The organism is Streptomyces sp. NPDC003635 (assembly GCF_053587635.1).
Genome location: NZ_JBSFOK010000013.1, coordinates 117640 through 134938, shown reverse-complemented (window position 1 = coordinate 134938; position 17299 = coordinate 117640). Strand labels below are relative to the sequence as shown.

Annotated in this window: 15 protein-coding genes; 4 read left to right on the top strand and 11 right to left on the bottom strand. The window is 72.2% G+C overall.

The window, feature by feature from the left end:
* Window positions 1-95: 95 nt before the first annotated feature.
* On the bottom strand, window positions 96-1592 hold the full coding sequence (locus ACWDRW_RS15345) for an acyl-CoA synthetase (RefSeq protein WP_451723391.1): 1497 nt from the start codon (window positions 1590-1592) through the stop codon (window positions 96-98).
* A 121-nt stretch (window positions 1593-1713) separates the two neighbouring features.
* Between ACWDRW_RS15345 and ACWDRW_RS15340 the strand changes: the two genes are divergently transcribed.
* Window positions 1714-4125 carry a penicillin acylase family protein gene (locus tag ACWDRW_RS15340; RefSeq protein WP_451723390.1) on the top strand — a complete coding sequence of 804 codons (2412 nt, stop codon included), beginning with the start codon at window positions 1714-1716 and terminating at the stop codon, window positions 4123-4125.
* A 7-nt stretch (window positions 4126-4132) separates the two neighbouring features.
* Here the strand turns inward: ACWDRW_RS15340 and ACWDRW_RS15335 are convergent, their stop codons facing one another.
* From ACWDRW_RS15335 to ACWDRW_RS15325, 3 genes are all read right to left on the bottom strand, one after another.
* Complete coding sequence (locus ACWDRW_RS15335) at window positions 4133-5389, bottom strand: DUF418 domain-containing protein (protein WP_451723389.1); 1257 nt, start codon at window positions 5387-5389, stop codon at window positions 4133-4135.
* Window positions 5390-5491: 102 nt separating this feature from the next.
* Window positions 5492-7045: an acyl-CoA synthetase gene (locus ACWDRW_RS15330; RefSeq protein ID WP_451723387.1), complete on the bottom strand. Its 1554-nt coding sequence runs from the start codon at window positions 7043-7045 to the stop codon at window positions 5492-5494.
* On the bottom strand, window positions 7042-8166 hold the full coding sequence (locus ACWDRW_RS15325) for an NAD(P)H-dependent flavin oxidoreductase (RefSeq protein WP_451723385.1): 1125 nt from the start codon (window positions 8164-8166) through the stop codon (window positions 7042-7044). Before ACWDRW_RS15325 ends, ACWDRW_RS15330 begins: the two co-directional genes overlap by 4 nt.
* A 212-nt stretch (window positions 8167-8378) precedes the next feature.
* On the opposite strand from ACWDRW_RS15325, the gene ACWDRW_RS15320 reads away from it, so the two are divergent.
* Window positions 8379-10145 (top strand): serine hydrolase, encoded by a 1767-nt coding sequence (locus ACWDRW_RS15320; RefSeq protein ID WP_451723384.1) that lies wholly within the window; start codon window positions 8379-8381, stop codon window positions 10143-10145.
* Between the two features lie 254 nt (window positions 10146-10399).
* On the opposite strand, the gene ACWDRW_RS15315 is transcribed toward ACWDRW_RS15320, so the two are convergent.
* The 6 genes from ACWDRW_RS15315 to ACWDRW_RS15290 form a co-directional block, all read right to left on the bottom strand.
* On the bottom strand, window positions 10400-10615 hold the full coding sequence (locus tag ACWDRW_RS15315) for a hypothetical protein (protein WP_451723383.1): 216 nt from the start codon (window positions 10613-10615) through the stop codon (window positions 10400-10402).
* A gap of 97 nt (window positions 10616-10712) precedes the next feature.
* Window positions 10713-11708 (bottom strand): MBL fold metallo-hydrolase, encoded by a 996-nt coding sequence (locus ACWDRW_RS15310; protein ID WP_451723382.1) that lies wholly within the window; start codon window positions 11706-11708, stop codon window positions 10713-10715.
* A complete protein-coding gene (locus ACWDRW_RS15305) occupies window positions 11705-12559 on the bottom strand; it encodes an NAD(P)H-binding protein (RefSeq protein ID WP_451723381.1) in 855 nt (284 codons plus the stop codon). The genes ACWDRW_RS15310 and ACWDRW_RS15305 overlap by 4 nt, the downstream gene beginning before the upstream one ends.
* Complete coding sequence (locus tag ACWDRW_RS15300) at window positions 12556-13443, bottom strand: alpha/beta hydrolase (protein WP_451723380.1); 888 nt, start codon at window positions 13441-13443, stop codon at window positions 12556-12558. Before ACWDRW_RS15300 ends, ACWDRW_RS15305 begins: the two co-directional genes overlap by 4 nt.
* Entirely contained in the window at window positions 13440-13829 is a 390-nt protein-coding gene (locus tag ACWDRW_RS15295; RefSeq protein ID WP_451723379.1) for a nuclear transport factor 2 family protein, read from the bottom strand. Before ACWDRW_RS15295 ends, ACWDRW_RS15300 begins: the two co-directional genes overlap by 4 nt.
* A 107-nt stretch (window positions 13830-13936) precedes the next feature.
* Window positions 13937-14431, bottom strand: coding sequence for a nuclear transport factor 2 family protein (locus ACWDRW_RS15290; RefSeq protein ID WP_451723377.1), 495 nt, complete (start codon window positions 14429-14431; stop codon window positions 13937-13939).
* Window positions 14432-14572: 141 nt separating this feature from the next.
* On the opposite strand from ACWDRW_RS15290, the gene ACWDRW_RS15285 reads away from it, so the two are divergent.
* Window positions 14573-15490 (top strand): LysR family transcriptional regulator, encoded by a 918-nt coding sequence (locus ACWDRW_RS15285; protein ID WP_451723376.1) that lies wholly within the window; start codon window positions 14573-14575, stop codon window positions 15488-15490.
* Between the two features lie 40 nt (window positions 15491-15530).
* On the opposite strand, the gene ACWDRW_RS15280 is transcribed toward ACWDRW_RS15285, so the two are convergent.
* Window positions 15531-16382, bottom strand: a complete 852-nt coding sequence (locus ACWDRW_RS15280; RefSeq protein WP_451723374.1) for a helix-turn-helix transcriptional regulator — start codon at window positions 16380-16382, stop codon at window positions 15531-15533.
* Window positions 16383-16469: 87 nt separating this feature from the next.
* Here ACWDRW_RS15280 and ACWDRW_RS15275 point away from each other — a divergent pair, with 87 nt between their 5' ends.
* Window positions 16470-17249 (top strand): SDR family NAD(P)-dependent oxidoreductase, encoded by a 780-nt coding sequence (locus ACWDRW_RS15275; protein ID WP_451723373.1) that lies wholly within the window; start codon window positions 16470-16472, stop codon window positions 17247-17249.
* Window positions 17250-17299 lie beyond the last annotated feature (50 nt).

The window sequence follows — 17299 nt, the reverse complement described above, 5'->3', positions numbered from 1 at the left end:
TGCGTGCCGGGCGCCGCGACGGGGCGAACGTTGCCTGACGCGGCACTAGGCTGCGGTCATGACGGCCGTACCGGCCCTGACCGCCGCCGAGCGGCTCAGGGGGCGAACCGGCCCCTGAGCTCCCGCTTGAGGATCTTCCCGCTCGCGTTGCGGGGCAGCTCGTCCACGAACAGGACCCGCTTGGGGGCCTTGAAGTGGGCGAGCTTCTCCCGCGCGTGGTCGATCAGTTCGGTCTCGGTGACGTCCCCGCGCGGCACCACGACGGCGGTGACCGCCTCGATCCAGCGCTCGTCGGGCAGCCCGACCACCGCCACCTCGGCCACCGCCTCATGGGTGTACAGCGCGTCCTCGACCTGACGTGAGGCCACCAGCACACCACCGGAGTTGATGACGTCCTTCACCCGGTCCACGATCGTGAAGTAGCCCTCGGCGTCCTTGACCGCGAGGTCGCCGGAGTGGAACCAGCCGTCACGGAAGGCCTCTTCGGTCTCCTCGGACTTGTCCCAGTAGCCCTCGCACAACTGCGGGGAGCGGTAGACGATTTCACCGGGGGTGCCGTCGGGCACGTCCTTGCCGTCCTCGTCGACCACGCGCGCGTCGACGAAGAGCACCGGCCGCCCGCAGGAGTCCATGCGCCCCTCGTGCTCGTCGGGGGCGAGGACGGTGGCCAGGGGACCGATCTCGCTCTGTCCGAAGCAGTTGTAGAAGCGCAGCTCCGGCAGCCGTTCGCGGAGCCGCACCAGTACGGGCACCGGCATGATCGAGGCGCCGTAGTACGCCTTGCGCAGGCCGGTCAGGTCGCGGGTGGTGAAGTCGGGGCGGTTGGCCAGGCCGATCCACACGGTGGGCGGTGCGAAGAGGCTGTCCACGCGGCCGGCTTCGATCAGGTCGAAGAGCCGGTCACCGTCGGGGGCGTCGAGGATGACGTTGGTCGCGCCGACCGCGAGGCAGGGCAGCAGGAAGACGTGCATCTGCGCCGAGTGGTACAGGGGCAGCGAGTGCACCGGACGGTCCCCGGCGCTCAGGTCGAGGGCGGTGATGGCGCTCAGGTACTCGTGCACCAGGGCGCGATGGGTCATCATCGCGCCCTTCGGCAGGGCGGTCGTGCCCGAGGTGTACAGCAGTTGCACGAGGTCCTCGCCGCGCGGCTCCGGGCCGTCGTACGCCGGGGCCGAGGCCAGCCGTTCCAGCAGCGAGCCCTCGGCGTCCCGCAGCGGCAACGCCCGTACGCCGTCCGGCAGCCGGTCCGCCAGGTCCGGGTCGGTGAGGACGAGGGAGCTGCCGGACTGGCCGACGAGGTAGGCCAGATCGTCGCCGGTGAGGTTCTGGTTGACGGGCACGTGCACCAGCCCGGCGCGGGAGCAGGCGAGGAAGCCGATCAGGTAGGCGTCGGAGTTGTGGCCGTAGGAGCCCACGCGGTCGCCGGGTTCGAGGCCCTGGCCGAGCAGCACGCTCGCGGCGCGGGAGACGGCGTCGTCGAACTCCTCGTACGTCCATGTCCGGTCGCGGTACTCGACCGCGACGCGTGCCGGGGTGCGCCGGGCGCTGCGCCGCAGCACCCCGTCAACCGTGCTGCCGTGTCCGGGCGTCATGACAGTCGATCCTCGGCCCCCGCCGAAGGGAGGTCAAGCATCCGACGATCGACACGTTCCGTGGACACATACCCGTTGGTACGCTCAACCGCCCCTTCCCCCAATGATGTTGGGAGGCCTGATGCGCATCCGCCTCAGACGGCTCGTCGTCGCGACCGTCGCCCTGCTCACCGCCACCGTCACGCTCCCGGCGAGCGCGGCCGAGCGCCCCGACCGCCATGACCGTCCCTCGTCCGGTGGCCTGTCGGCCCTGATCCGCTACACCGAGTACGGCATTCCGCACATCGTCGCGAAGGACTACGCGAACCTGGGCTTCGGCACCGGGTGGGCGCAGGCCGCCGACCAGGTGTGCACCCTCGCCGACGGCTTCGTGACCGTGCGGGGCGAGCGCTCCCAGTTCTTCGGGCCGGACGCGGCGACCGACTTCTCGCTCTCCTCGGCGACCAAGAACCTCTCCAGCGACCTCTACTTCCGTGGCGTACGGGAGACGCGCACGGTGGAGAAGCTGCTCGCCGAACCGGCGCCGCGCGGTCCGAGCCGCCAGGTCGAGGAGCTGATGCGGGGCTTCGCGGCCGGCTACAACGCCTGGCTGCGCCAGAACCGGATCACCGACCCGGCTTGCGCGGGCGCCGCCTGGGTGCGACCCGTCACCACGCTCGACGTGGCCACGCGCGGCTTCGCACTCGCCGTCCTGGGCGGCCAGGGCCGGGCCGTGGACGGCATCACGGCCGCGCAGCCGCCCTCCGCCACGACGACCGCTCCGGCGCCCGACGCCCAGGACACCGCCCGCGCCGCGCGTGAACTGCTCGCCGCGGACACCGCCGACATGGGCTCCAACGCCGTCGCCTTCGGCGGCACCACGACCGCGAACGGGCGCGGCCTGCTGCTGGGCAACCCGCACTACCCGTGGCAGGGCGGCCGCCGCTTCTGGCAGTCGCAGCAGACCATTCCCGGCGAGCTCAACGTGGCGGGCGGTTCGCTGCTCGGCAGCGCCACGATCTCCATAGGCCACAACGCCCGCGTGGCCTGGAGCCACACCGTCGCGACGGGCGTCACCCTCAACCTCCACCAGCTGGCGCTCGATCCGGCGGACCCGACGGTCTACCTCGTCGACGGCAAGCCGGAGCGGATGACGAAGCGCACGGTGAGCGTGGCCGTGAAGGACGGCGCTCCCGTGACCCGGACCCAGTGGTGGACGCGGTACGGCCCGGTGGTCACCTCGCTCGGCGCGTCGCTGCCGCTGCCGTGGACGAGCACGACGGCGTACGCGGTCAACGACCCCAACGCCGTCAACCTGCGCGGCAACGACACCGCGCTCGGCTTCAGCAAGGCCCGCAGCACCACGGAGGTGCTCGGCGCGCTCCAGCGGACCCAGGGCCTGCCGTGGGTGAACACCATCGCCGCGGACGCCGCGGGCCACACCCTGTTCACCCAGTCCCAGGTGCTCCCCCGGATCACCGACGAGCTGGCCCAGTCCTGCTCCACCCCGCTCGGCAAGGTCACCTATCCCTCCGCGGGCCTGGCGATCCTCGACGGCTCCCGCGGTGCCTGCGCCCTCGGCGCCGACCCCGACGCCGTACAGCCGGGGATCTTCGGACCCGCGAAGCTGCCGACACTGAAGGACGCGCCGTACGCGGAGAACTCCAACGACAGCGCCTGGCTGTCCAACGCGGACCGTCCGCTGACCGGGTACGAGCGGGTCTTCGGCACCATCGCCACACAGCGCACCCTGCGCACGCGCGGGGCGATCGAGGACGTGGCCAGGATGGCGGAGCGCGGCGGGCTGACCGTGCGTGACCTCCAGACGCAGCAGTTCGCCAACCGGGCGCCCGCCGGTGACCTGGCCGCGAAGGACGCGGCGGCGGCCTGCGCGGCCCTGCCGGGCGGAACCGCGACAGGCAGCGACGGCACGACGGTCGACGTCTCCGGCGCCTGCGCGGTGCTCGCGGCGTGGGACCGCCGCACTGACACCGGCAGCCGGGGCGCGCTGCTGTTCGACCGGTTCTGGCGGAAGCTGACGGGCACGGTTCCGGCCGCCCAGCTGTGGAAGGTGCCGTTCTCGGCCGCTGACCCGGTGGGCACCCCGAACACCCTCAACACGGCCGCGCCGGGCTTCGCCACGGCCCTCGCGGACGCGGTCGGCGAGCTGAGGGCGGCGGGCATCGCGCTCGACTCCCCGCTCGGGCAGCACCAGTTCGTCGTACGGAACGGGCAGCGCATCCCCGTCCCCGGCGGCACCGAGAGCCTGGGTGTGTGGAACAAGGTCGAGCCGGTGTGGGACCCGGCCAAGGGCGGCTACACGGAGGTGACGACCGGCTCCAGCTACATCCAGGCCGTGGGCTGGGACGGCGGCCGCTGCCCGGTGGCGCGCACGCTGCTGTCGTACTCCCAGTCCTCGAACCCGGGTTCGGCCCACTACAGCGACCAGACCCGGTTGTTCTCCGCCGAGAGGTGGGTGACGTCGCGGTTCTGCGAGAAGGACATCCTGACCTCGCCAGCGCTGAAGGTGGTCGTGGCACGCGAGCGCCGCTGACCTGCGCTCATCGCGTCCGGCCGTACATCAGCCGCCGCAGCACCGCTTCGGCGGGGCCGCGGCGGCCCGCGCGTTCCAGGGCGTGGGCGCCGGCCACGGTGACCAGCCAGACGGCGAGCGCGAAGAGGGCCATCGTGGTGCTGCCGAGGTGTTCACCGAGGCCGAGGCCCCAGGCGGCGAGGACCGGCGCGAAGAGCAGGGAGTGCGCCAGGTAGCAGGACAGGGAGCGTTTGCCGACGGCGGTGACCGCGGCCACGGCGGTGCCGCCCCGGCGGTGCTCCCGGCCGCTCCACCAGTGCGCGAACAGGGCGAGGGCGGCGACGTAACCGACTCCCGCGGCGTTGCCGGTGGCGTCCCGCAGCAGGGTCAGGGCGCCGCTCTCGCTCTCGGCGTCGGGCGGTACGTCGAGGGCGCCGACGTGGGCGAGCGCGGCGGGCAGGGCGCCGAGCCAGCCGACGGCGATCCCGGCGACGGCGGTGCGGCGCAGCAGGGAGCGGTGGCGGCCGGGTTCCTCCAGGACGCGGTGGCGGGCCGCGAGGAAGCCGAGCAGGAAGAGCACGAAGCCGCCGCCGACGAGGGAGAGCGGGGCGGCCGCGAAGGTGAGGAACAGGCCGGTGCCGAGCCGGGTCCTTGCGGCGTCGAGCCAGTTGCCCTCACCGGCGCCGAACGCCTCGAAGGCCGGATCGGCGCCCGCGTCGCCCAGCGCGCCCAGTTCGCCCCGCAGCCACGCGTCGACGATCGGCAGGGCCGTCGTGAGCACCAGCAGCGCGACGGCGACGACGGTCCAGCGTTTCAGGGCGCGTTCGCTTCGCCGCAGGAAGAGCAGGCCGACGACGAGGCTGAGCACGCCGTAGTAGCCGAGGATGTCACCCGCCATCAGCAAGGTGGCGTGCGCGAGACCGAGGACGATCAGCCACAGGCTGCGGCGGCGCAGGATCCGGGCGGCGTCGCACTCGATGGTTCCGGCGGCGGTCTGGCGGAGGAAGAGCTGCATCATGCCGTAGCCGAAGAGGAACGCGAAGAGCGGATAGAACCGCAGGTCGAGCACCGTGATCATGGTGAACTGCACGGTGTGGTCGAGCCGGTTGCCGTCCGCCGGCTGCCATCCGGACGGCCCGCGCCGGGCCGCCCAGAGATGGAAGGCGGTGTTGGACAGCACGATGCCCAGCAGCATGATGCCCCGGGACAGATCGGGGGCGAGCGCCCGCTCGCCCGGCCGTACGCCCCCGCGCTTCAGGCGGCCCTCCGTGCTCGTGGTCGTCATGCGTCCACGCTAGGAAGCCGCCGAACCGCCGGACATCGGCCGAAGGTCGAGCGCGGGCCGACCAAAGGATGACGCCCGGTCCCGCGCCCGCGACCGACGGCGTCACATCGCCCGGTCGCGCCCCTCCCAGTACGGGTCCCGCAGCCGTCGCTTGTACAGCTTGCCGTTGGGGTCCCGGGGCATCTCGGTGATGAAGTCGACGCTCCTGGGGCGCTTGTAGCCGGCGAGCCGCTCGGCGCAGTGGTCGAGGAGTGCGGCGGCGAGGCCGGGTCCCGGCTCCTGGCCGGGACCCGGTTCGACGACGGCCTTGACCTCCTCGCCCCAGTCGTCGTGCGGTACGCCGAAGACGGCGGCGTCGGCGACGGCGGGATGGGCGAGCAGCGCGGACTCGATCTCGGCGGGGTAGATGTTGACCCCGCCGGAGATGATCATGTCGATCTTGCGGTCACGGAGGAAGAGATAGCCGTCCTCGTCGAGATAGCCGAGGTCGCCGACGGTGAAGAAGTCGCCGATGCGGTTCTTCTTCGTCTTCTGCTCGTCCTTGTGGTAGGCGAAGCCGCCGGTGTTCATCTTCAGGTAGACGGTGCCGAGTTCGCCGGGCGGCAGCCGGTTTCCGTCGTCGTCGAAGACGGCGAGTTCGCTGATGGGCCAGGCCTTTCCGACGGTTCCCGGTTTCTTCAGCCAGTCCTGCGCGGTCGCGAAGGCGCCGCCGCCCTCGCTGGCGGCGTAGTACTCCTCCACACACGGGCCCCACCAGTCGAGCATCGCCCGCTTCACGTGGTCGGGGCAGGGCGCGGCTCCGTGGATGGCGTGGCGCATGGAGGAGACGTCGTAGCGGTCCTTGACCTCCTGCGGAAGCGCCAGCAGGCGGTGGAACTGGGTCGGGACCATGTGGGTGTGTGTGCAGCGGTGGGCGTCGATGAGCCGCAGCATCTCCTCGGGGGTCCACTTGTCCATCAGCACCAGAGGGTGGCCGATGTGCAGGGACGCGCCCGCGAACTGGAGCACCGCCGTGTGGTACAGCGGCGAGCAGACGAGGTGCACATTGCCGTCGTACGGCTTGATGCCGAAGATGCCGAGGAAGCCGCCGAGGTAGGCCTCCTCGGGAGGCTTGCCGGGCAGCGGGCGGCGAATGCCGCGGGGGCGGCCCGTGGTGCCCGAGGTGTAGTTCATCACCCAGCCGAGGGTCCGGTCGTCCGGCGGCGAATCCGGTTGCCCGCCCGGGAGTTCGGCGTACGGCCGGAAGCCCTCGACGGCGCCGACGCCGTACCGGTGGGTGGCCGGGAGGCCCGCCTCGTCGGCCGCGTGGCGGGCGGGCTTGGCGAACCGCTCGTGCGCGATGAGGACCTTGGCGCCGGAGTCGGCGACGATCCAGGCGATCTCGGGTCCGACGAAGTGGTGGTTGACGGGCACGAGGTAGAAGCCGGCCTGGGTGGCGGCGAGATAGGCGGTGAGGAGCTCGGTGCCGTTGGGCAGCACCACCGCGAAGGCGTCGCCGCGTTCGAGGCCCGCTGCGCGCAGTCCGTGGACGAGGCGGTTGGCGGCGGAGTGCAGCCGTCCGGCGGTCCACACCTCGCCGTCGGGGGCGACGAGGACCCCGCGGTCGGGGTCCTGGCCGGCCTGGGCCCAGAAGCCCACAGGTGGTGTGCTGGTCACTGGCCGCTCCTTCCGGCGATGCGGTTGACGCGTTCCACCGCCTGCTCGAAACCCCGGGTGAGGTCGTCGAAGACGGCCTGGACACTGCGTTCGCTGGTCATCCGGCCGACGATCTGGCCGACGGGCGTGCCGAGCAGCGGCTCGACCTCGTACTTCTGGATGCGCGAGACGGCCTCGGCGACGAGGAGCCCCTGGAGCGGCATCGGGAGCGTGCCGGGTCCGGCGGGGTCGTCCCAGGCGTCGGTCCACTCGGTGCGCAACTGGCGGGCGGGTTTTCCGGTCAGCGCCCGGGAGCGGACGGTGTCGCCGGAGCCCGCGGCGAGCAGCTTGCGGGTCAGGGCCGGTGAGTGCAGATCGGCCTCTGTGGTGGTGAGCCACAGGGAGCCCAGCCACACGCCCTGGGCGCCCAAGGCGAGTGCGGCGGCCACCTGTTGGCCGCTGCCGATCCCCCCGGCGGCCAGGACGGGCAGCGGGGCGACGGCCTCCACGACCTCGGGGGTGAGCACCATGGAGGCGATCTCCCCGGTGTGGCCACCGGCCTCGTAGCCCTGGGCGACGACGATGTCGATGCCCGCCTCCTGGTGCTTACGGGCGTGGCGGGCACTGCCCGCGAGGGCGGCGACCAGGATGTCCTGGTCGTGGGCGCGGTCCACGATGTCGGCGGGCGGAGAGCCGAGGGCGTTGGCGAGCAGTCTGATCGGGTAGTCGAAGGCGACGTCCAGCTGGGTGCGGGCGACCTGTTCCATCCAGCCCGTGATCCGCCACCCGGACGCCTCGCCCTCGGCCAGCTCGGGCACGCCGAACTTGGCGAGGGTGTCCTGGACGAACTGGCGGTGCCCCTCCGGGATCATCGCCTCGACCTCGGCCTCGCTCAGCGTCTGATCCTTCGGGGCCTCCACCTTCTTCGCGGGCATGACGACGTCCAGGCCGTAGGGCCTGGCGTCGACATGCGCCTCGATCCAGTCGAGGTCGCGTTTGAGGTCGTCGGGGGCGGTGTAGCGGACCGCGCCGAGCACGCCGAAACCGCCGGCCCTGCTGATGGCCGCGGCGACGGCGGGGAACGGCGTGAAGCCGAAGACGGCGTGCTCGACTCCCAGTTGCTTGCTCAGCTCCGTCTGCATGGGCGCAGAATGCCGGAGTCCTCCCAAGGACGGAAGGGGTTTTCTGACAGCTCGTCAGATCCATTTCGACGTACGGCCGGTTCATTCCTGATCTGACATCAGATTTATCGGGTGAACGCCTGGTTGACACGACCTCCGTCTGACACGAAAGTTTCAGCGCGCACGGTGATCCCGGAAAGATACTTTCAGGCGGACTCGCGGGAGGAACCCCGATGACCGACGACAGACGCGGCCTGACCCGGCGTCAGCTGACCCGAGGAGCACTCGCCCTGGGCGGTGCGCTGACCCTCGCCCCCTTCCCGGTGGGCCCGGCGGCGGCGGCTTCCCCCGGCCGCGGCACCCTGCGGTACGGCTCCCCGGAGCGGGCCGGGCTGCTCCCCGCACACCTGCGGAAACTCGTCACCGACGCCGAGGCCTTCCTCGGCCCCTCCCCCAAGCACCCCTGGTACGCGGGCGCCGTGCTGCTCGCCGGGCGGGGCGGCACCGTGGCCCTGCACGAGCCGATCGGCATGGCGGTGCGCTACTCCGCGTACGACGAGAAGACCGACACCGGCGTCGAGTTCCCGGCCGACCAGCGGATCCCCATGACCGAGGACACCGTCTTCGACCTGGCCTCGGTGTCCAAGCTGTTCACCTCGATGCTCGCCGTGCAGCAGGTCGAGCGGGGCACGCTGGAGCTGGAGGCCACGGTCGCCTCGTACCTGCCCGAGTTCGGCCGCGCGGGCAAGCAGGACATGACTATCCGTCAACTCCTCACCCACACCTCCGGGTTCCGCGCCTGGATCCCGCTGTACAGCGCGCCGACCCACGAGGCCAGACTCCAGCTCATCTGGAACGAGGCCCCGCTGAATCCGCCGGGCACCCGGTACCTCTACTCCGACCTGAACCTGATCTCGCTCCAGCTCGTGCTGGAGAAGATCACCGGGCGGCCGCTCGACACCCTGCTCGACGAGGAGATCACCGGCCCGCTCGGCATGGACCGCACCCGCTACAACCCGCCTGCCTCCTGGAAACCCCGGATCGCCGCCACCGAGGACGCCCGCAAGCCCTGGTCGGGCCTGGACCGGGGACTGGTGTGGGGCGAGGTGCACGACGAGAACGCCTTCAGCCTCGGGGGCGTCGCCGGACACGCGGGCGTCTTCTCCTGCGCCTGGGATCTGGCGGTGCTCGGCCGGACGCTGCTCAACGGCGGAGTGTACGGCCGTACGCGCATCCTCGAACCGGAGTCGGTGGAGCTGATGTTCACCGACTTCAACACCGCTTTCCCCGGCGACGAACACGGCTTGGGCTTCGAGCTCTACCAGCACTGGTACATGGGCGCGATGGCCACTCCGCGTACCGCGGGCCACACCGGGTTCACCGGCACCTCACTGGTCCTCGATCCTACGACCGACTCGTTCCTCGTGGTGCTCGGCAACTCGGTCCACCCAGTGCGCAGTTGGCGCTCCGGCTCCGCCCCGCGCGTGGCCGCCGCCAACAACCTGGCCCGAGCCGTACCGGTCCGACCCCGCCACGGCCGTACGGCCTGGTTCTCCGGGATGACGAGCTCCACCACCGCCACCCTCTCCCTGCCCGCGCTGGACACCTCGGCCGGCGGAGCGCGGCTGCGCTGCGGCCTGTGGTGGGACACCGAGCCGCAGGCGGACGTCCTCGCCCTGGAGGCCACCACGGACGGCGGCGCGACCTGGCAGCCGGTGCCGTTCACCACCGTCAGCCCCCGCGAGCGGCCCCAGGAACGTCCCGCGGGTTCGGTCACCGGCTGGTCGGGCCGCGCCTGGCACCGGCTGACCGCGCGCCTCCCGGCCGCCGAAGCCCTCGCGGTGCGCTGGCGTTACGCCACCGACCGGCTCTACGTCGGCCGGGGTGCCTATGTGGACGGGCTGCGCGTCGAGGACCCGGACGGCACCCTGTTCGACGAGACCCGGCCGGCGGACGCGGCACGGATCACGGCGACGGGCTGGACCGCGTCCTCCGACTGAGGCGGGCCGAGGGGTAATTCGGATGCCGCCCGCCAAGGCGCCGCCGTACTGTGGGCGTCGTTCAGGTGCGCAGGCCGCGGCTACTTCGCCTCTCCAGCGGGTGACGCGGGTTCGAATCCCGTCGCCGGTGCCAAGCCGGTGTCGTCCAGTGGCCCAGGACACCTACAGTGCGCCGCCGCCGTATCGGATCTCTGAACACCTCATCACGAGCCGCCCGCCGGAATACCGGCGGGCGGCTTCGCGTACGCGTCCTCTCAGGTCTCCCACACCTCCGGTCCGCCGCCCTGCCAGTCGATCAGGGGGGACTGGACCACGTCCATCTCGTCCCAGTCCTGAAGGCCGGCCTCCTGAAGGAACGCCGTGACGTCGAGGAGGTGGTAGGCGATGCCGACGTATCGGCCGTCGATACGGACGCGCCGACCGCCGTCCGAAGTGGGCGGGAGCACTACGACAGGGTGATCGGTGGCCATGAGCCCAACCTCGCCGCAGGACGGGCCGGGCGCACCACGGGCTGGTCCGGATGCGGGACGGCACCGCGCCCGGCGCGGACACCCCCACCCGGCCGAGCTACTGCCCCGAATCCGCGCAGACGCCCGGCACGCGGGCGGGGTCCTCCGCGGTCAGCTCCTCGGCGACGGCCTTGATGTTCTCCTGCGCGATGGTCGGAAGGTCCGCGACCGGCGGATGGTCCGGGTAGTCGCGTTCCAGCTCGGTGGTGATCGAGTGGCGCTCGCCGGGGGTGACCTCGCCGCCCCCAGGCGTGTCCGGGGCGAGGGCGGGACGTACCAGGGCGCGGAATCGCTGGAGGTAACGCCGCTCGTCGTCGATGAGGGTCCGGGCCGGGCCCGGCGCTCCGTGCCCCGGGTACATCGTCCCGGCGTCCGGGAAGCGCGCGCTCAGTCTCCCGAGGATCCGGAGCCAGCCGCAGGTATGGCCCTCGATCAGCGCGGGCGTGACACCGCTGCCCGCCAGGTCGCCGGAGTACAGGTCAGCGGTGTCGGGACGGTAGTAGACGGTCGCGGTGTCGGACTCGCCGTCGGTGAACCGCGCGGTCTCGAACCGGAGCCCCCCGGCCCGCACCGGGGTGCCGTCCTCGAAGGTGCGGTCGGCGTAGGTGACTTCGGCGGGAAAGCGGGGGTTCGCCGAGCGGGCCAGCGGATAGAACCCGCGCCGGTCCTCCCGCATCGCGGTGTCGGTCGCCTCGGAGGCGTGCACCTGCGCCCGCGGGAACGCCCTGTGGAAGGCGCCCGCGCCGCCCACGTGGTCGGGATGGGAATGGGTGAGCAGGATGGCGACGACTGGTTCGCCGGTCTTCCTGATCTCCGACAGCGCCGCTCGGGCCTCGGCCGGCGTGCGCAGGGTGTCGACGAGTACCAGGCCTTCGGGCGCCCGGATCCAGTAGGTGTTGACCGACCCCGGGTTGGGCGAGGCGAATCGTCCGGGCGGTTCGGCCCGCCGGCCGGGATCTTCGGAGCGGTCGTCGCTCGAGCAGCCCATCACCCCTGCGGCGGCGCAGACGGCGGCGAGGCCCGCCGACAGCAGGCGCCGCGGTCGCCGGTTCATCGCGGGCCCTGACGGCGTCGGCCGGGCCAAGGCGGGACGAAGGCGTCGCGGTGGGCGAGGGCCCAGTCGTGGAAGGTTCGCGGGGGGCGACCGGTCACCTCCTCCACAGTGGGATGGATTCCGGACTCGTCGATGGTCCCGTCGCTGTAGAAGCTGAAGAACGCGTCGATGTACTCCTCGGGGACGCGTCCGTTCATGTCGGCTCGGGCCTCCTCGTCGGTGAGGGGCCGGAACCGCAGGTCGCGGTCGAGCACCTCGGCCAGGACCGCCAACCGCTCGGCCGGCCGGAGCCGTTCCGGGCCGCTCAGGAGGTGGACACGCTCCCGGTGGCCCGGGTCGAGCAGCGCCCGTACGGCCACGGCCGCGATGTCGTAGGGGTCGACGGAGGCGATGGGGACGTCACCGAAGGCGTCCCGCACGACGTCGCCCTCGCTCAACTGGGGCAGCCAGCGCAGGGCGTTGGACATGAAGGCATTGGGGCGCAGGATCGTCCAGGCCAGTCCGGAGGCGCGGACCGCCTCCTCGGAGCGGATCATGAATTCGGAGATGGCGTTGCGGGTGTCGGTGGCGACGGCGGCCGGGCTGGACACCAGCACCACCCGTTCCACACCGGCCCGTCCCATCGCGGCGAGCAGACCCGGCATGTCCCGGTAGCCGGGCAGCAGGAAGACCCCGTGCACGCCGTCGAGGGCGGGGGCGAGCGAGTCCGGGTCGTCGAGATCGCCGACGGACTGTTCGACCGGAAGGGCGGCGGCTCGGCGCACCAGGGCGCGGGCCGGCTGCCCGGCCTCGACGAGCGCCTCGACGACTTTGCCGCCGACCTGGCCGGTCGCTCCGGTGACGAGGATCATCGCAGGGTCCTTCCGAAGTGGGCGGCGACCGTGTCCGCCGCGAGCGTGACCTGCGGCTCCTGGTCGTAGAAGTCGAACTGGGTGCCCTGCGTCCACAGGATGTCCCTGGCACCGGCGAGCCCCGCGTGGAAGCGGCGGGCACCCTCGGGGATGGCGGCGTCCTCGCTGTGGACGAGCAGGGTGGGCCGGGTGATCCGGGGGGCCAGCGCGACGGCGTCGTAGGTCAGCCAGTTCTCCCAGGCCAGCACGGCGAAGCGGTTGGGCCAGGCCGGGATCGCGCCGCGCTCGGGGTTGAGGTAGAAGTCGATGTCGTACGGCATGGCGGCCCGTACGTCGGTGGCGCTGACCACCGGGACGTAGTCGATCTCTCCGCTGCGCGTGTACCGGGCACGGGCCTCCCGGGCGAGCTCGATCTTCTGGGCCACGGCGTCCGCGCCCCCGTAGGCGGCCGCGCAGATCTCCGCGTCGTGCAGCCAGGGCGCGACCAGGGCGAGGGAGCCGACCCGGGGGTCGTTCGCCGCGTTGTCGGCCATGTACATCGCGGCCGCGCAGATCCCCAGGGCGCCCAGCCGGCCGGTGTCGACGGACGGGTGCCCGGCCAGGAACGTGATCGCGTGATGGATGTCCCGGACCTTGCGCGCCGGGTCCTCCACGTCGCGAGGTTCGCCCGCGGACTCGCCGAAGCCGGTGAAGTCGAACGACAGGGCCGCGTATCCGCGCTCCGCGAGTCGTTCGGCGTACCGGTCGGCCATCAGCTCCTTGACGCTGGTCCAGGTTCCGGCCACCACGATCCCCGGCGCCGGGGTCTCGCCGCCGGGAAGGAACAGGTTGCCGGTCAGCGTCGTCCCGCCGCTGGGGAAGGTGACCCTGTGCTGGGTCGTCACGAACGGTCCTCTCTGGAGGGTCGGTCGGCGTAGGTCAGGTCGGCTCGGGTGACGGCCGAGCCGGACACGGTGAAGGCGTAGTGCGCGGCGAAGCCCTCGCCGCCACCGGGTGCGAAGGTGACCAGCAGCTTCTGGTAGCCCGCCCGGCTCTCGACCACGGCGTCGACGCTCAGCGCACCGCCGATGACCTCCCGGTCGGCCCAGCCTCGGATGGCGTCCCGGCCGGAGAAGGAGCGGCCGACGTCGATCACTTCGGCGTCCGGGGCGAAGGCAGCCACCAGGGCGTCCAGGTTCTGGGCCGCCACGGCCCGGACGTAGGCGGCGACGGGATCGAGCAGTTCGTTCCGCGGGACCGGCCCGGAGTCGGCCGGGGCCGCCGTCGACACCACAGGTCCACCGGAACCCGACGGGGGCGCTCCGGCGGTCCCGGACTCGGCCGAGCAGGCCGGCGTGAGAACAAGGGCGGCCAGCAGTACTGCGCTGTGCCGCCGGGTCATCCGGCGGCCTTCGCGGCCGGCGTCACCAGTGCCTTGTTGCCGTCGGCCCAGGTCGCGTTCATCACCACCGCGCTGATCCGCCACGCGCCGCCGACGCGGACGAAGTCGAACCGGTAGGTGCCGCCGAGCGTCCACAGCGGTGCCCCGAACGGGTTCGCCAGCCGGTGGGTGGCGTGGAACGCCGCGGTGCACACCGCGGTGTCGTCCGCCAGCGTCACCAGGTGGTTGGCGAGCAGGTGCTGGGTCACGTCGTACCCGCCCAGCACCTGGGACCAGGCGTCCACGATCTGCTCCGGCGACAGCACGGCGGGCTCGCCGCCGTTGAGGCTCGTGCAGTCGAGGCGTACCTCGTCGGCGAACACGGACTTCAGCGCCTCCAACTCGCGCTGGTCGGAGTGCCACGCCATGCGCGTGCAGACGTCGACGACGGCCTGGCGCTCCAGGAGGCGTCGGGTCTCCCCCGCGAGGGCCGACTGTTCGGTCGTGCTCACTGGTCTCCCCTGTCATGACGTCGAGCAGGGCTCGACGGCTTTGCCGGACAGGAGGATTGTGTGCACGACGGCGCCACGGACGGAAACAACGGAATCTTGTGGCTGCCACCCAACATCACTGTGGGAGTTAGGGTGTTGGACGTGAGCGACATCGATCTGCGGCACCTGCGGTCGTTTCTGGCCGTGGCCCGGCGGCGGTCCATCACCGGCGCCGGGACGGAACTCCATCTGACGCAGCAGGCGGTCTCGACGCACGTGCGACAGCTCGAACGCGCCCTGGGCGTGACCCTGTTGGTCCGCACGTCACGCGGTGTGCTGCTCACCCCCGCCGGAGAGGAACTCGCCGCCGGGGGTGCGACCGTCGTCGACGGCGTGGACCGCCTGGCGGCACGTGTCCGTGCCGCGGCGAACGCCCAGTCCGGCACCCTTCGCCTGGCCTGCTGTCCCGCCGCCACCACACTCTTCGCCGTCGACGTCGCCGATGCCCTGGAGGCGGCGGTCCCGGGTCTGCGCGTGGCGTTGAAGGGTGCGCAGACGCCCCGGCAGGAACTCGCGCTCCTCCGCGACGGGCACGCGGACGCGGCCTTCATGTGGCTGCCGGTCGGCGACGTGGGCCTGCACACCGCGGTCGTCCGCACGGATCCCCGGGCCGTGGTGCTCTCCGCCCGTCACCCGCTCGCCGACCGTCCCTCGCTGACGCTCACCGAGCTCGCCGACGACCCCGTGGTGCGTCCCGACGTCCTCGCCTCGCCGGAGGCCGATCGGTTCTGGATCGCGGACCCCCGGCCCGACGGACGTCCCGCACCCAGTGGCCCGATCGTGCCCACCGTGGAGGACTGCATGCTGCAGGTCGGCCAGGGCAGGGGAGTCTGGTTCGCCCCCAAACCGCTGGAGTCGCTGGTGCCCGCGGGCAACGTGCGCTGGATCCCGGTCACGGACGCGGAACCCTTCGACCTGGCGGTGGTGTGGCCCGACACCGCCCCGCAACCGGTGATCACGCGCCTGATCGCCGAGGTCCGCGACGTCACCGGTCACGATCGGCGCCTGCACGCCGCCTGACAGCATCCGCCTGGCCGTATGGGTCAGTTGAGCAAGGGGTTCACCCAGGGACGTCCATCCTCTGGGTGCCGACCACCGACAGCAGCCGTAGTGCCTCCTCGGAGCGTGAGCCCGGCTCGGCGGTGTAGATGACGACGCGCTGGTCGCGGTCGGTGATGTCCAGGACATCGCAGTTGACGGAGACCTGCCCGACCAGCGGGTGGTCGAAGGTCTTGTGCAGGGCGGGCCGGGCGATCACGCAGTGCTGGGCCCACAGGCGGGCGAACTTCTCGCTGCCCGCGAGGAGTTCGGCGACGAGACCGGCCACTTCGGGGTCGCCCGGATAGCGGGCCGCGGCGGCTCGCAGGTCGTTGGTGGCCGAGGCGGCGAACTCGTCGGCGTCCGAGACGCCGTACAGCGGTCGCCCCTCACGGTACGGGCCGAGGAAGCAGCGCCGGATCAGGTTGCGGTCGCGGCGGGGCAGCGCGGAGAAGTCCTCCATCAGGGCGGCCGCCAGCTCGTTCCAGGCGATGACCTCGTACGTCGCCGAGATCACGATCGCAGCGGCCTGCGGCAGCCTGCGCAGCAGGTCGACGATGCTCTGGCGGACCTCGCGCGAAGGGCCCGGCGGCGGCGCGGGCGGGGTGCCCGCGAGATGGTGCAGGTGGTCGCGCTCGGGGTCGGACAGGCGCAGGGCGCGGGCGAGCTGGGCCAGCACCTCCCGCGACGGGTGCGGGCCGCGGGCCTGTTCGAGCCTGGTGTAGTACTCGGTGGAGATGTACGCCAGCTGCGCCACCTCCTCGCGGCGCAGCCCCGGCGTGCGGCGGCGCGGTCCGGCGGGCAGCCCCACGTCGGCGGGGGTGATGCGCTCGCGTCGGCCGCGCAGGAAGTCGGCCAGTTCTCGTCGGTCCACGCCTTCAGTGTGCGCGGGCCCGGGTGAGCGCAGCCAGGTACTGGCGGTGCCTGGATGCCCACCGCGCCGGGTCGCAGGCTCGACGGCATGACAGACACCACCGCAATCACTCCCCTGCTCGCCGACAAGGTCGCCTTCGTCACCGGTGCCGGACGAGGCATCGGCGCGGCGGCCGCGAAGCTCTTCGCCCGCGAAGGCGCCCGCGTCCTGCTCGCGGCCCGCACCGAGGCCCAGCTCAAGGCGGTCACCGAGGAGATCACGGCGGCCGGGGGCACGGCCGACCACTTCGTATGCGACCTGGCGGACCCCGACAGCCTGCGCGCCGCCGTGGACCGGGCCGTCGAGCTGTACGGACGGCTCGACATCGCCTTCAACAACGCGGCGACGGCCCAGCCGCCCGGCCCGATGGACCAGCTCCCGGAGTCCGACTTCGACCGGCTCTACACCGTCAACCTCAAGGGCGTCTGGCTGGCCATGAACGCCGAGATCGCCGCCATCCGGGCCACCGCCGGAGGCGGGGCGATCGTCAACACCTCCAGCGTCGGCAGCCTCATGGCCAACCCGTGGCTGCCCGCGTACGGCGCCCTGAAGCGGGCGGTCAACAGCCTCACCTCGTCCGCCGCCACCACCTACGGCCCCGAGGGCATCCGGGTCAACGCCGTCTCACCGGGCACCACGCTCACCGAGATGCTCCACGAGTGGGACGCGAACACGCCCGGCACCATCGACCAGCTCATCGCCCAGGCCCCCTTGCGCCGCGCCGCCGCCCCGGAGGAGGTCGCCGAGGCGGCGGCCTGGCTGCTGAGCGACCGCGCGTCGTACGTCACGGGGACGGTGCTGCGGGTGGACGGCGGCATGTGGGCCTAGGTTCTCGAAGGGCCCTGGCTTTCGAAGGTCGCGGGTTTCCGAAGGGGCAG

Coding starts and splice junctions, on each gene's coding strand:
- ACWDRW_RS15345 (WP_451723391.1), bottom strand. CDS start 1,592: ATGACGCCCGGACACGGCAGCACGGTTGACGGGGTGCTGCGGCGCAGC.
- ACWDRW_RS15340 (WP_451723390.1), top strand. CDS start 1,714: ATGCGCATCCGCCTCAGACGGCTCGTCGTCGCGACCGTCGCCCTGCTC.
- ACWDRW_RS15335 (WP_451723389.1), bottom strand. CDS start 5,389: ATGACGACCACGAGCACGGAGGGCCGCCTGAAGCGCGGGGGCGTACGG.
- ACWDRW_RS15325 (WP_451723385.1), bottom strand. CDS start 8,166: ATGCAGACGGAGCTGAGCAAGCAACTGGGAGTCGAGCACGCCGTCTTC.
- ACWDRW_RS15320 (WP_451723384.1), top strand. CDS start 8,379: ATGACCGACGACAGACGCGGCCTGACCCGGCGTCAGCTGACCCGAGGA.
- ACWDRW_RS15315 (WP_451723383.1), bottom strand. CDS start 10,615: ATGGCCACCGATCACCCTGTCGTAGTGCTCCCGCCCACTTCGGACGGC.
- ACWDRW_RS15310 (WP_451723382.1), bottom strand. CDS start 11,708: ATGAACCGGCGACCGCGGCGCCTGCTGTCGGCGGGCCTCGCCGCCGTC.
- ACWDRW_RS15305 (WP_451723381.1), bottom strand. CDS start 12,559: ATGATCCTCGTCACCGGAGCGACCGGCCAGGTCGGCGGCAAAGTCGTC.
- ACWDRW_RS15275 (WP_451723373.1), top strand. CDS start 16,470: ATGACAGACACCACCGCAATCACTCCCCTGCTCGCCGACAAGGTCGCC.